Genomic DNA, 14,802 nt, shown 5'->3' with positions numbered 1-14,802 from the left:
AGATGAAACAAGAAAAAGGATATCTAGTATATAACCCAAATCCACATGCAAAATTAAAATTGCTATGTTTTCATCATGCTGGAGGTTCGGCACTTTCGATGGTTCCTTTAGTGAGAGATTTATCTGAAGATATAGAAGTATGTTTGTTCGAATTACCTGGTAGAGGAATGACTAATGATTTACCGTTTCTATCAACATTTTGTGAGGCAAAAGAATATCTTTTTAAAACAGTATTTCATTATATTGATCGCCCAGCCGTTTTATTTGGTCATAGTTTAGGTGGACTATTTGTCTATGCTTTATCAAGTTTACTGGATGATAAAAGTCAATATATTCAAAAATTAATCATTTCAGCTGCTAGGTCCCCTATAACTGTATCTAATAATGCGACGCATCCTGAAGCTCCGTTTACGAGGCGAACGAGGGAAAGTGTCATAGCAGATATTAGAAGGCTAGGTGGAGTGCCAAATGAGCTTGAGTCTGACTCGAAGCTGTTTAATTCAATCGTTGATGTTACAGGCAGAGATTTTCATTTACTTGATACATTTAAATTCGATGACAAAGCATTTATCAACTATCCAATGGAACTTTGGCTAGGTGCACAAGATTCAGCAGTTCCTGATGAGGAAGTGAAGCTATGGGAGAAAATGACGCTCAATGACTATAAGTGTAAGTATTTTAATGGTGGTCATTTTTACTTAAGTGAGAATGAGGAGCCTGCGAAAGAATTGACAAAGGAACTCATGACTATTTATACCAACATCAAAGGAGAGGTGATTCATGCAGACTAAACTTAAACCAGGTGAAAGAAGACATTATAGGGAAATTGAACTTTGGAAAGATATTACCCAAGAGCAATGGGATGACTGGCATTGGCAATTAACGAACACTATTAAAACGTTAGATGATTTAAAGAAAGTTGTAAACTTAACTGCTGAAGAAGAAGAAGGAGTGAAAATTTCTCTACAAACAATACCTTTGAATATAACTCCTTATTATGCATCTTTAATGAATCCAGATGATGTACGATGTCCAATACGCATGCAATCTGTTCCATTATCTGCTGAAATTATGAAGAGTCACTATGATCTAGAAGATCCGTTGGATGAAGATGAAGATTCTCCTGTACCAGGTATAACTCATAGGTATCCTGATAGAGTATTGTTCTTGGTAACCAATCAATGCTCCATGTATTGTAGATATTGTACAAGAAGAAGGTTTTCTGGACAGGTGGGGATGGCAGTACCTAAAAAGCAGCTTGATAGAGCTATTGATTATATTAGGAATAATAAAGAAGTCAGAGATGTTTTATTATCGGGCGGAGATGCCTTATTAATTAATGACAAAATTCTCGAATATATTTTAAGCAGTTTAAGAGACATACCGCATGTTGAAATCATTCGAATTGGTACTAGAGCACCAGTAGTATTTCCTCAAAGAATAACGGATGATTTGTGTACGATTTTAAAGAAATATCATCCTGTATGGCTAAATACACACTTCAATACATCGATAGAATTAACCGATGAAGCGAAAGAAGCCTGTGAGAAATTGGTCAATGCGGGGGTTCCAGTTGGGAATCAATCTGTTATTCTGACAGGCATAAATGATAGCGTGCCAATAATGAAAAAATTAGTACATGATTTAGTTAAAATCCGGGTTAGACCATACTATATTTATCAGTGTGATCTGTCTGAAGGGATTAGCCATTTTAGAGCGCCTATTTCTAAAGGATTGGAAATAATTGAATCTTTAAGAGGACATACTTCTGGTTATGCTGTACCAACATTCGTAGTAGACGCACCAAACGGAGGTGGGAAGATAGCTTTACAGCCAAATTATATACTTTCTCACAGTCCTGAGAAAGTCGTTTTAAGAAATTATGAAGGCGTTATTTCTTCTTATCCAGAGATAAAGCACTATGAGTCAGGTACAGCCGATAGTTATTTCTCTGAAGTGTATGATTTAAAATCATACGAATCAACAGGCGTTTCAAAGCTTTTAGAGGCTGAACCTTCGAAAAGCTTAGTACCTACAAATCTTCCGCGATATAAATTAAGAGAAAGATATAAAGAAGAGGGGGCGGAGACATTAAAGGATAAAAGAGAAAATAGAGATCTTTTAAAACAAAAGAAAATAGTACAAGCACAGAAAATAAATAAATGCTAGATAGGAGACTAGAGATGGTAAGTTTTTATGGTAGTTTATCTACAGAATTATATGATATAGATAAATATATTGGTAAAACATTTGGCGATGTAGAGTATTATTCAGAAAGGTTAGAAGGCGTTAAGGGAAAGATATTAGAGCCTGCCGTTGGTAATGGACGTATCTTAATACCTCTATTGCATAAAGGGCTAAATATTGAAGGTTTTGACCTTTCTGATGACATGTTACGATTATGCAAAAAAAATTGTGCAGAAAGAGAGCTTTCACCAAATCTATATTCATTAAATATGTGCAATTTTTCTTTGGAACAAAAATATGAGGCGATTATTATTCCGACTGGCTCGTTCCTATTATTGCATCAAAGAGAAGATTCTTTAAAAGCCTTAAAGTGTTTTTATGATCACCTAGAGGATGGAGGCCGCTTAATAGTAGATACTTTTCTTCCTGAGTCGTTTGAGAAGGGTTATGTTTCAACTAGAATATTAAAAAATCAAGACGGTGACTCTATAACGTTGGAAGAAGTATTGGTAGATGTGGACTACATTAATCAATTTACTATTACTCACAATAAATATCAGAAATGGCAAAATACGAAACTAATTGACACTGAGTTAGAAGTTTTCCCATTAAAGTGGTATGGAGTAGAAGAGTTTCGAGCAATTTTACAAGATATTGGATTTAAAGATGTTACGATTTCTGCGGATTATGAGTATAATAAATATCCAACAAATGGTTCAGAGGTATTTACGTATGAAGCTATAAAAAAATAGCAGTTAATAACGACTTTAAATTATAGAACCTCAACATAAAAAAAGGTTGTTCTTAAAGCCCTTAAAAGTTCGATTGGAGAACGATTCGTTTTCCAAATCGAACTTTTTCCTTTTCTGCTGAAAGTAGTAGGGACTTCCTATTTTCAGTAGGTTAAGGGCAACAGCATGCGATGGGGCGAGCCTTGAGGTATATCCCGTCAACCAAAACTGCCCATGATGATAGAAGGAAAAACATCTATATTAATTTAGATATTTTACAACAGACAACTTTATTTGGAAAAGAACGTATACATTTAAAAGAGGCGCCCTTATAAAACTAGAAGGCGCCTAAAACATTTGAGGTAAAAATTCCCTCATGAATCGTTGATTTTTACGTAACCATATTTTTAAAATCATACGGTGTGTTAATAATCTATGCCTTTTATTTGTCCTCGTCTTGGCCTCAATTAAGCTTTGTAGCAGAATACAAGTTTCCGTTGTATAAGCTTGAGGTTCTACGAGAACATCCAGCTTGTAATCAATTAGCCGTGCTGCCTGAATCTTTGCTAGTAAATAGGCAAATTGTGTATTCATTGCGGCATAATTTTCTTCTAATTCTAGCTCAATAAGTGAATAGAGTGTTTGTTCTATTTCAGCTTCAAGTTCTTGGAGTTGCTCATTTGATGGCTGTGTCAATACATATCACCTCTTTACACAACAAGATAACCGATAGCAGCAAATAGAATTCCAACTAGCAAGGTACTGGCAATATAGCTAATGGCTTGTCTCCATTTTTGTTGCTCTATAAGCTGTAGTGTTTCAAACCCAAACGTAGAGAATGTCGTGTAGGCTCCTAAAAAGCCTATGCCTATCAATTGCCACAACCAGTCACCGACATGCAGGGCGAATAAAAAACCAAGTGCAAAGGAGCCTGTACAATTAATAATAAAAGTTGCCCATGGATATGGATGTACAAGTAATTTTCCTAAATAGAATCTTGACAAAGCGCCAAAAATTCCCCCAATCCCGACCAAAATCATACCATGCGCCCCCTTGCAAGTCGTATCCCCAGCCATGCACCTGTTAGTCCTCCTAAAACACTTACGGCAACATAAAGTACAGCCTGTAGCCACTCATTATTTTCAAGGAGGAGCAGTGTCTCTAAGGAAAATGTCGAAAAAGTAGTAAAAGCACCACAAAAGCCAGTCCCAAGTCCTACTACAATCGGTGTGCGTTTTATAAAAGTGGTGAAAAGCCATGCTAAGCAAAAGCATCCAACTATATTTATACAAAGTGTTGTATAAGGGAAACCGTTTGTGCTTGGCCAAATCAGATTAAGACCATATCGACTGATTGCGCCAAAAAATCCGCCGATGCTAACTGCTAAAAATGTCTTCAACGTAAAGACCCCTTACTAAAAATGACTATATTGAAAGTGTATCATGAGATGAAAATTTTAGAAATATTTCTTCTGTTAGCCTTCCTATAAAATGATTTCGTGTAATAATCATTTTGTTATGACCAATAGCTTTGTAAAAGAAACGAGCCTTGAGTGCTTGAATCTTGTGAAGGAACTTTCTTTCTCTTTACCCTTTTTGTTCATTTCATCCTTTTGGTCAATATAAGCGACCTAACATTTACTGTAATGTTAAAGTCAATCAACCACTTATGCCTATGCTTTCCTTTTGGTTCTTTTCAATAATTCAACGCTTTAAAGCACTAACTATTTCCTGAAAATGATAAAAAAATAACAGGGTGATAGTTGACAAATATTTCTATAGTGTGATAATCTTCAAGAACACTATAACAAATAAACCAAGGGAGGGCATGACAATGTTAATTTTATTAGTATCAAATTCAATTACAGTTACATACATTGTCCATGCCTAACGCTTATTTAAGATTGCATAAAAAGGTATGGGTTCAATCCTGCCTTTTATAAGAGACACATGCTCTTTTTAGGGTATGTGTCTTTTTTCATGCCAAAAAGGTTGTAGTGAATACTAAAAAGGAGTGTATGTATATGAGAAACACAGTACAACGAATGATTTTCAAAAAGGAATTTCTAGAAAGTGGGTAGTCATCCACAACAGCATGGAAGAAAGAAGGTTATAATGTATGTTTGATGTGTTAAGTAAATTAGGCTGGTTCTTTAAAAAATACTGGAAGCAATATACGGTTGCCATTGTGGTACTCATGATTGCCAGTGGATTAGAGGTCATTCCTCCATATTTATTAGGCTCCATTATCGATTTATTGACTGCAGGAGAAATGACACCAGCTATTTTAACAAAATATGTATTCATTTTTATTGGGATTATTATTGGGGGCTATCTATTAAATTTTGTGTGGCAATTCCGACTATTTGAAGGAGCTATAAACCTTGAGAAAATATTACGTCGAAATTTAATGCAGCATTTTTTACGCATGACCCCAACGTTTTATGAGAAAAACCGTACAGGGGATTTAATGGCACGAGCAACAAATGACTTAAATGCCGTATCCATGACAGCTGGTTTTGGCATTATGACGTTGATTGATTCAACGATTTATATGGGCTTTATCATTTTTGCGATGGGCTATATGATTTCATGGAAGCTCACATTTTTTGCGATGTTACCAGTTCCTATTATGGCCATCCTCATACAATATTTAGGTAAAATTGTTCATGAACGCTATATGAAGGCTCAAGACGCTTTTGGTGAGCTGAACGATAGTGTACTGGAATCTGTTGCAGGAGTTCGAGTGGTGCGCGCCTATGTGCAGGAAAAAAAGGATGAGGCTAATTTTGCGGATATGAGTGAGATTGTGTATGCCAAAAATATTCATACAGCTAAAATTAATGCATTATTCGGCCCGATTACGAAAGTCGGAACAGGTATTAGCTATGTTGTAGCACTCGGTTACGGGGCTCATTTAGTGGCGATAGAGGCAATGACGGTTGGGCAACTGGTCACATTTAATGTGTATTTAGGATTAGCGGTTTGGCCAATCTTTGCGATTGGAGAGCTCATCAATGTTATGCAGCAAGGGAATGCCTCACTGGATCGTGTGCAGGAAACATTGAACTATGATGCAGATGTTCAAAATATTCCGAATCCACAAATGATTGCGACACCTAATGCAATTGGTTTTGATGCTTTAACATTCCAATATCCAATGAGTCAGGTGAAAAACTTACAGCAAATTTCACTTGCCCTGAAAAAAGGTCAAACGCTGGGCATTGTCGGCAAGACGGGTGCGGGAAAAACAACCTTCCTTCGCCAATTATTGCGAGAGTATCCAATCGGACAGGGGCAGCTTTCCATTGACGGTATCGACATCACCTCTCAAACCAAGGAGCAGATTCTTGATTGGATAGGCTATGTGCCGCAAGATCATGTGCTATTCTCACGTACTATTCGTGAAAATATATTATTTGGGAAAGAAGATGCGACACAAGCTGAATTACAGCAGGCGATTCGTGCCGCATATTTTGAAAAAGATTTAGAAAATTTACCAATGGGCCTTGAAACACTTGTTGGGGAAAAAGGTGTATCTCTTTCAGGCGGTCAAAAACAACGTGTATCTATTGCTCGTGCATTGATTAAAGATCCTGAAATTTTAATGCTTGATGATTCGCTTTCGGCTGTCGATGCCAAGACAGAGGCAAGAATTATTGAAAATATTCAGCGTGAACGTCATGGGAAAACGACGATTATTACTACGCATCGCCTATCTGGTATTCAGCATGCGGATGTTATCATCGTGTTGGATGATGGACAAATCGTAGAGCAGGGAACACATGAGGAACTTCTTTCGCAACAAGGATGGTATAAAGAGCAATTTGACCGTCAGCAGCTAGAAGGGGGTGCCTCATGAGTACGAGTCAACGTTTAACACGCTATGCGATGCATTTTAAAAAGCCGATATTACTAGGCTTATTCTTCCTTACAATCGCCGTATTTACGGAGCTTGTTGGGCCATTTATTGCCAAGCATATTATTGATAATTACATGACAATTGGTCATATTGAAATCAAACCGATTACATGGCTACTACTCGTTTATTTACTGTTAGCCATTGCAACGGCTATATTACGCTATTTTATGTATATCTATTTACAAATTGGTGCAAACCGCGTCATTCAAAAATTACGTAAGGATGTTTTTGAGCATATTCAAACTTTACCAATTCAGTATTTCGATAATTTACCAGCAGGTAAAATTGTTGCGCGTGTAACAAATGATACAGAAGCGGTGCGTAATTTATATGTACAGGTGCTATCCAATTTTGTTACGAGCTTTATTTCCATCATTGGTGTATATATCGCACTCTTTATTTTAAACTGGAAAATGGCAATGCTAGCTTTAACGATGATTCCTATTGTTTACGTATGGATGATTTTGTATCGAAAATTTGCCTCAAAGTATAATGATGTCATTCGTACAAAAATCGCGGACATTAATGCCATGATTAATGAATCCATTCAAGGCATGACTATTATTCAGGCATTCCGTCGTGAGCAGCAAATGACGAAGGAATTTGATGACATGAATAATGAGCATTATGCATACGAACGTAAGCTATTAGTGCTCGATTCAGCCACATCCTTTAACCTTGTGAATACGTTAAGGCTAATTATGTTTACGGTCTTTATTTTTTATTTTGGTACGCAATCATTTACAGCTACCCAAGTGATTTCAGCGGGTACTTTGTATGCATTTGTTGATTATTTAACAAAGCTATTTAATCCAATTACGAACATCGTGAACCAATTTTCTCAGCTTGAGCGTTCTCTAATTGCTGGGAAACGTGTTTTCGAGGTGCTAGATACAGACGGTGAGCCTGTCTCTGAAAAAAGCCTCCCACGATATAAAGGCAATGTCGTATTCGAAGATGTTTCCTTTGCTTATAAAGACAATGAATACGTGCTGAAAAACCTATCATTTGAGGCACATCAAGGTGAAACGATTGCCTTAGTTGGTCATACGGGCTCTGGGAAAAGTTCCATTATGAACTTGTTATTCCGCTTCTATGACCCATCAAAAGGCAAAATTACCATTGATGGCATTGATATCACCTCTGTTCCTCGTCAAACGATGCGTGAACATATGGGAATAGTGCTACAGGATCCTTACTTATTTACAGGTACGATTGCTTCAAATGTCGGCTTAAACAACCCTAATATATCATCCGAAAAAATAGAAGCTTCTTTAAATGCTGTAGGAGGCGAACGGGTTTTATCGAACTTACCTAATGGTTATGATGAGCCAGTGATTGAGAAAGGTAGTACGTTATCCTCAGGGCAACGTCAGCTGATTTCGTTTGCGCGGGCACTTGCCTTCGATCCAGCGATTTTAATTTTAGATGAAGCGACATCGAATATTGATACGGAAACGGAAGAAATTATTCAGCATGCAATGGATGTCCTGAAAAAAGGACGAACAACATTTATTATTGCCCATCGACTGTCTACGATTAAAAATGCCGATCGTATCCTTGTACTTGATCGAGGACAAATTATAGAGAATGGCACGCATGATGAACTGCTAGCACTTGGCGGTATTTATAACAAAATGTATCAAATGCAAGCGAATTCCTTACAATAAAATCTATGGAAAGCTCCACTTCATAAAAGTGGGGCTTTCCTATTTAACTTACATACGGAAAGATATTGACAAAAAACAACAGAACGGACAGCACTACAGCAACGCCACCCCCTGCTATGAAAAGCTCAAATAACCAGTAGGGTACATTATCATGCCAAGAAAAAGCAATAGTAAACCAACATTGCAAAACCAGAACTGTGCTTTGGCGAGATTTGTCTTCGCGGCATCTTTATTAGTCGAATAAATTGAACCAATAAATCTAGTAGTCTTCCAACTTACCACACCGATACGTGTCGTTTTCCATTAAAGCTGAACGGTATCGTGCATAAACAAGCCGAAAGCTAAACCAATAAATATATTACTGAAATCTCTCCCCGTATAGCATCCATTATGCACAGCTCCCTTTTTGTTGTATTTTTTCGGTAAACTGAAATATTTAGTAGAAATTTTTTTAATATGTAAACTTTTCATTGAGCTCTGCGTTGTATAGGCAGAAGGGAGGTAGACATGGTAAATCAATCAATGAATGAGTTTCTGCAGCAAGTAGGATCTCTGCTCTACCGTTATTTGAGAAAACGTGGATTAGCCCATGAGGATGCAGAAGATATCGTCCAAGATACATGTTATAAATTTTTATTACATAGAAATGGGATTCAGTCAGATAAAGTAATGAGTTGGCTATATCGTGTGGCAACCAATCAGTTTTATGATCTCAAAAGAAAAGAAAAGCGTCATCCAACAACAGAATTTGATGAAGTTCAGTTGACTTCATTGATTCATATTCCTGATTTTCAGGTTCTAAAAAAGGAAAAATTAAAGGATATACGAGACACACTTGAAACGCTATCCATCTTGCATCAGGAATTATTAATACTGAAATATGAGTTGGGATTGTCATACAAAGAAATTTCTACCTTAATGAATAAAAATGAAAACACACTAAAAACGCATGTCAGACGTGCTAGGGAAGAATTTACTGAACGATTTAAGGAGGATATATATTATGAATAAAGAACAAAATGATTTTTTGTTTGATGAGAAACAGACGAAAAAAATAATGAGAAAGGCGAAGTTTTGGTCCACAATAAAAATTATTAGCATAACACTCATCGTTACACCCCTTGTTCTAATAGTATTGTGGTATGGTCTTAGGCATTTATCGTTAAATAGTGCTCAAAAAGTAATGGATGACATTCATTTATTTAACGAAATAAGTGCTCCAAATATTCAAATTAGTAATCAGATATATGACTATAATTTGTTTGGAGGCAAAATAAAAACAACAACATATAAGGTACTTGGAGATCAGCATAGACCATATATTTGGAAGCCTATCGAAAGTGATTATAATCTATTTGGAACGCTTACACGAAGTTACGGCTCTAGCTCCATCCAAATAGAAAGTTCAGAATCACTAGCAGAAACAAATCAATTCGAACGGTTTAATGACTACACTGGTGATCGAGAAATGTTTTTTTATCATCCAAAGATTTCATACGATAATTATCAAGATAGTATCAGCCAACTGAATCAATTGGAAAAAAATACTTTAGTAGAACTAGCAATTTCTTTTGACAATGCATATAGTTTTGATGAGATTAAAAGCAAGTTACCTATTGATGTACAAGTAGATTGGTGGTGGGTGGATACCTTTACAGAGGATACCATAAATTTTTTGAAGCAAGGACAGAATACGATTGCAGCCAATTATCCGTACATTTATGGGTTTCAATCAGAGCAATCAAAACCAAAAGCTCGACGTTCTTCAAGTGACGAGGTTGACACCTTTATTCGAAACATTGAGCTTCTTCGTAAAAGCAAGAACTTCGAATGGGAAACAAACCAGGTTTATCAAGCTTTAATAGGGGAAAAAGGAACCATTGATAAAAGTGATGTGAAAATGATAGGGGCAGTAGTTACGGGCACACCAGAGCAATTAGAGTCATTACAAGGACAAGCATACATTAAAGGGTCTATATTTGGTGTAATATCAAATCAGAAATAGAAGTTTTGAAAAGAGTAATCGGCACTATCTTGCAGGAAAGATCAATTTTAGAAAAGCCTATTTTGGATTAACCTTTCTCCAAAATAGGCTTTTCTTTTTATTCGTTTAACAAAAAATAATAGCTAGTTGAATGATTATAAAGTGATAGTAGTGACGGATAAAGGTAAAGCAATTTAGTTTAAAATTAAATAGTTTAATGTTAAACTATTTAGGAATGAAAGAAAAGGAGATGTGTTAGCGATGGGTAAACTACAAGACAAAGTGGTTATCATTACTGGGGGAGCAGGCGGTATCGGTAGTGGGATGGCAAAAGCAATGGCAAAGGAAGGGGCTGTCGTTACAATTGTTGATTTAAATGCAGAGGCGGGTGAGGTAATGGCAAAAGAATTGCAAGAAATCTCACCAAAATCTATGTTTTTGCAGGCGAATTTAATGGAACGCGATCAATTACCAAAAATTATTGATACAGTCGTAGAAAAATACGGTAAACTAGATGTGCTAGTTAATAACGCTCATGCTGCGAAACAAGTTACAATAGAAGAAACAACACAGGCAGATCTTGATTTATCGTTTGGGACAGGTTTTTATCCAACCTTCTATTTAATGCAAGCAGCACTCCCACATTTAAAAGAAACGAAGGGCAATATTATTAACTTTGCATCTGGGGCAGGTATTCAAGGCCATGAGACACAGGCAGCTTATGCCGCAGCTAAGGAAGCAATCCGCGGTATTTCTCGTGTTGCCGCAAATGAATGGGGACGTTTTGGTATCAATGTCAATATCATTAGTCCACTTGCGGATTCACCAGGTGTACAGGCATGGGCAAAAGCACAACCAGAATATTATGAAGCGGTTAGAAGTAAAATTCCACTTGGTCGTTTTGGTGATATTGAGCAAGATATCGGTCGAGTAGCTGTTTTCTTAGCTTCTGACGATTCCCAATACATCACGGGTCAAACGATTATGGTGGATGGAGGTTCACTAATGCTTCATTAGTTCTCGGCGTTCGAGGAGGATTTTTTTGAAACAGACAAATATTTTTAAACTCATTCATATGATTGAACAGGTGAATAATGCCAATATTATACGCTTTACAAAAGCGTTTCCATATCCTTTAGGAATTTCACCGATTTTAGTGTTAAACGAGCTACATGTTAAAGGCCCTCAAAAACAAGCAGAATTAGCTGAAACCATTGGCTATACGAAAGGTGCTATGACAAGCATTGCAGAAAAATTGGTTAAGCTTGGATTAGCGGAAAGACTTTATGATCCATCTGACCGTCGCACCATTCGCTTGCAAATTACGGAAGAGGGGAAAGTAGCTTTGGCGAAGGCTCAATCCATCGGGAAAGAGGTCTTTGTACAGCTTTTTGAAGTATTAGATGACAAGGAAATTGCCCAATATTTGCTGATTCAAGAGAAATTAGTACAGGGAATTCAACAGAAAAATGACTAGCTAATTATCAACTCGCCTCTAAGAAATTTTATAGAGGTGAGTTGATTTTTTTGCTGGATATTTATATTAATGTCATAGGTGGTGGAAGTCTATGGCTTTGAACGGATAGGATACTCAAACTGAAGGATAGAACTCAATATGTGAAGGATAAAACGGGAAAACTAGTGGATAGAGCGCACCTTTTGCCCGATAGAATGGCTTTGAACGGATAGAATTACTCAAAGTGAAGGATAGAACTCAATATGTGAAGGATAGAACAGGAAAACTAGTGGATAGAGCGCACCTTTTGCCTGATAGAATGGCTTTGAACGGATAGGATACTCAAACTGAAGGATAGAATTCAATATGTGAAGGATAAAACGGGAAAACTAGTGGATAGAGCGCACCTTTTGCCCGATAGAATGGCTTTGAACGGATAGAATACTCAAAGTGAAGGATAGAACTCAATATGTGAAGGATAGAACAGGAAAACTAGTGGATAGAGCGCACCTTTTACCCGATAGAATGGCTTTGAACGGATAGAATACTCAAAGTGAAGGATAGAACTCAATATGTGAAGGATAGAACAGGAAAACTAGTGGATAGAGCGCACCTTTTACCCGATAGAATGGCTTTGAACGGATAGAATACTCAAAGTGAAGGATAAAACGGGAAAACTAGTGGATAGAGCGCACCTTTTGCTCGAATAGAATCACTCTAAACAGATAGGGCCCCCGAACTCAATATTTTGTTTAAAATCTAATTGTAAAATAGTTGAATTTATTGAAAATTGTCCAGCTTCATTTTATAATCAAGATGCGGTTCTATTATAGAGACAATCGAGGTGTGAAATGACATTAAAAACATTAGATAACTCATTAGAGGTTTTAAAATATTTTAATAAAGAAAATCCTACATGGGGTGTGCGTGAATTAGCAAAGGAGATGAATATTAGTCATTCTATTATTTATCGAATTTTAGTTACATTCGAGAGTCATGGATTTCTGATTCAAAATCCTGAGACAAAAAAATATGAATTAGGGCTTCGTTTTTTAGAGTATGGTCAGATGGTGAAAGATAAATTAAATCTTTCTGATTTTGTTTTGCCAATTATGAAAAATCTTGCAGAAACCATTAAAGAGTCGGTATTTCTAACTTGGCTAGATGGCAAAGATGGCGTCACCGTGGAAATAGCTGAAGGCTCTCAAACAATTAAGTTTTCGGTGTCAATGGGCACACGAACACCACTACATATTGGGGCTTCTTGTAAAGTCATCATGGCCTATCTACCTGAGGATCGGAAGAAGGAGATTATGGAGCATGGTATGAAAAGATTAACCCCAGAAACGATTACTGACCCCGCAGAAATGATAGCCGATTTAGAAAAAATTCAACAACAAGGCTGGTGCTTCTCGACGGGGGAATATGCTCATTCTGTTTTTGGGCTTGGTGTACCTCTTTTTAACAGCAAAAAAGAAGTAATTGCTTCTTTAACGATTGCAGGACCTATTTATCGTAAACCAACAGAGGAAAAGTTACCTGAAATGGTGAATGTTCTTCAATATGGAGCGATGAATATTCAACGTTATTTCGATCAGTATAGCTTTAAGCTGTATCATGAATAAGCTTGAAACAAGGCTCAAGATAGTTAATATCTATCTTGGGCCTTTGCTCTGATTTCCTTCATGAACGATACAGCCGTGTCTATTTCTTCAAACGTATTAAAATAATGTGGGGAAAAACGAGCCATTTGACTAATCTGATTACGTTCCATAATGGCATTGGCCATAAATGTGCCAGCCTCAATAATGACCCCACGTTCTGCTAATTCATTCGTTAGCTCATCTGGAGAAATCCCTTCTATATTAAACGGCGTAATGGATAATCGATGTGCACTATTTTGCGGACCATATAACACAATACCTGGGATGGTTGAGAGCTGTTCCACTAAATAGTTCGTTAATTGTTGTACTCTTTCATAAATAGAGTGAATACCAATAGCGTTGGCATAGTCAATCGCTGCTCCCAATCCCAAAATACTTGGGATGATTGGACAGCCTGGCTCAAAACGTTTCGCTGTTACTAAAAAAGAATACTCATCGTTTTGATAATCCCACTGGGTACTACCCCAGCCAATCATAATAGGTGTGAGTGCTGGGATAAGCGCTTGGCGCACATATAAAATACCTGAACCCTCAGGGCCGCGCAACCATTTTCGGCCACAGGCAACTAAAAAGTCACAGCCAAGCTCTGCAACATGTATCGGTGTTAAACCAACAGTTTGATTGGCATTAATCAATGTTAATACATGGTGTTGCTGTGCCAGCTGACAAATTTCCTTGGCGGGCTGGAGTGCACCAGCAGCATTGGACATATGGGCAAAGGCAATCAATCTTGTGTGTGGCGTGATGAGTTGCTCCAGCTCTTGTAAATCTACTAGATACTCCGCATTAGTTTTCAAAACTTTTAACTGAACACCTTGTTGCTGAAGGGCAAGCCAAGGCACATAGTTACTTAACATTTCTGTATCGAGCACAATGACCTCATCACCTTGTTCCCATTGCAAGCCCCCTGCTATATAATTAATAGCCATTGAACCGTTTGGCACAAAGGCAATTTCTTCTTTTTTGGCGCCGATAAATAATGCGCTTTTCTCTCGTATACGCTCTACCTGTGCATATATTTCTTGACGAAAAGAGGGTAAGTAGGGACCAATACTCGCTTGTTTTTGAAGATAGCTAGTCATTACATCCACTACTGGCTGGGGCATGGCAGAAGCAGCAGCCGTGTTTAAATAAATATAGTGCTCTAGTAGCGGCATATCTTTTTGTATTTTCATCATATTTAACATTG

General features: G+C 37.2%; 14 protein-coding genes. 10 read left to right on the top strand and 4 right to left on the bottom strand.

Annotated features, from left to right (window positions below; translation table 11 throughout):
* Nucleotides 1–2: 2 nt before the first annotated feature.
* Genes CRI88_RS13650 through CRI88_RS13640 form a run of 3 tightly spaced genes read left to right on the top strand, consistent with a single transcriptional unit; the run spans nt 3 to nt 2,939 of the window.
* Nucleotides 3–791 carry a thioesterase II family protein gene (locus CRI88_RS13650; RefSeq protein WP_058844597.1) on the top strand — a complete coding sequence of 263 codons (789 nt, stop codon included), beginning with the start codon at nt 3–5 and terminating at the stop codon, nt 789–791.
* Entirely contained in the window at nt 781–2,169 is a 1,389-nt protein-coding gene (gene ablA / locus CRI88_RS13645; protein ID WP_036120568.1) for a lysine 2,3-aminomutase, read from the top strand. Before CRI88_RS13650 ends, ablA begins: the two co-directional genes overlap by 11 nt.
* Nucleotides 2,170–2,183: 14 nt before the next feature.
* Entirely contained in the window at nt 2,184–2,939 is a 756-nt protein-coding gene (locus CRI88_RS13640) for a class I SAM-dependent methyltransferase (RefSeq protein WP_036120565.1), read from the top strand.
* A 327-nt stretch (nt 2,940–3,266) separates the two neighbouring features.
* On the opposite strand, the gene CRI88_RS13635 is transcribed toward CRI88_RS13640, so the two are convergent.
* Genes CRI88_RS13635 through crcB (CRI88_RS13625) form a run of 3 tightly spaced genes read right to left on the bottom strand, consistent with a single transcriptional unit; the run spans nt 3,267 to nt 4,317 of the window.
* Nucleotides 3,267–3,614, bottom strand: coding sequence for a hypothetical protein (locus CRI88_RS13635; protein ID WP_036120563.1), 348 nt, complete (start codon nt 3,612–3,614; stop codon nt 3,267–3,269).
* Between the two features lie 14 nt (nt 3,615–3,628).
* Nucleotides 3,629–3,958 (bottom strand): fluoride efflux transporter CrcB, encoded by a 330-nt coding sequence (gene crcB / locus CRI88_RS13630; protein ID WP_036120561.1) that lies wholly within the window; start codon nt 3,956–3,958, stop codon nt 3,629–3,631.
* Nucleotides 3,955–4,317, bottom strand: a complete 363-nt coding sequence (crcB, locus tag CRI88_RS13625; protein WP_036120558.1) for a fluoride efflux transporter CrcB — start codon at nt 4,315–4,317, stop codon at nt 3,955–3,957. Before crcB (CRI88_RS13625) ends, crcB (CRI88_RS13630) begins: the two co-directional genes overlap by 4 nt.
* Nucleotides 4,318–5,036: 719 nt before the next feature.
* Here crcB (CRI88_RS13625) and CRI88_RS13620 point away from each other — a divergent pair.
* The 7 genes from CRI88_RS13620 (at nt 5,037) to CRI88_RS13585 (ending at nt 13,574) form a co-directional block, all read left to right on the top strand.
* Nucleotides 5,037–6,779, top strand: coding sequence for an ABC transporter ATP-binding protein (locus tag CRI88_RS13620; RefSeq protein WP_036120555.1), 1,743 nt, complete (start codon nt 5,037–5,039; stop codon nt 6,777–6,779).
* Nucleotides 6,776–8,509 (top strand): ABC transporter ATP-binding protein, encoded by a 1,734-nt coding sequence (locus CRI88_RS13615; protein WP_058844584.1) that lies wholly within the window; start codon nt 6,776–6,778, stop codon nt 8,507–8,509. The genes CRI88_RS13620 and CRI88_RS13615 overlap by 4 nt, the downstream gene beginning before the upstream one ends.
* Before the next feature lie 507 nt (nt 8,510–9,016).
* Nucleotides 9,017–9,520 carry an RNA polymerase sigma factor gene (locus tag CRI88_RS13605; RefSeq protein ID WP_058844585.1) on the top strand — a complete coding sequence of 168 codons (504 nt, stop codon included), beginning with the start codon at nt 9,017–9,019 and terminating at the stop codon, nt 9,518–9,520.
* Complete coding sequence (locus tag CRI88_RS13600) at nt 9,513–10,514, top strand: anti sigma factor C-terminal domain-containing protein (protein WP_058844586.1); 1,002 nt, start codon at nt 9,513–9,515, stop codon at nt 10,512–10,514. The genes CRI88_RS13605 and CRI88_RS13600 overlap by 8 nt, the downstream gene beginning before the upstream one ends.
* Before the next feature lie 240 nt (nt 10,515–10,754).
* Nucleotides 10,755–11,510 (top strand): SDR family NAD(P)-dependent oxidoreductase, encoded by a 756-nt coding sequence (locus tag CRI88_RS13595; RefSeq protein ID WP_036120550.1) that lies wholly within the window; start codon nt 10,755–10,757, stop codon nt 11,508–11,510.
* 25 nt (nt 11,511–11,535) lie between these two features.
* Entirely contained in the window at nt 11,536–11,970 is a 435-nt protein-coding gene (locus CRI88_RS13590) for a MarR family winged helix-turn-helix transcriptional regulator (RefSeq protein ID WP_036120548.1), read from the top strand.
* 830 nt (nt 11,971–12,800) lie between these two features.
* Entirely contained in the window at nt 12,801–13,574 is a 774-nt protein-coding gene (locus CRI88_RS13585; RefSeq protein WP_058844176.1) for an IclR family transcriptional regulator, read from the top strand.
* 23 nt (nt 13,575–13,597) lie between these two features.
* Here the strand turns inward: CRI88_RS13585 and CRI88_RS13580 are convergent, their stop codons facing one another.
* Entirely contained in the window at nt 13,598–14,800 is a 1,203-nt protein-coding gene (locus CRI88_RS13580) for an aminotransferase class V-fold PLP-dependent enzyme (protein ID WP_058844177.1), read from the bottom strand.
* Nucleotides 14,801–14,802 lie beyond the last annotated feature (2 nt).

It is taken from the genome of Lysinibacillus fusiformis (assembly GCF_002845985.1).
Classification (GTDB): domain Bacteria; phylum Bacillota; class Bacilli; order Bacillales_A; family Planococcaceae; genus Lysinibacillus; species Lysinibacillus fusiformis_D.
This window is presented reverse-complemented; position numbering and strand designations above follow the sequence as displayed.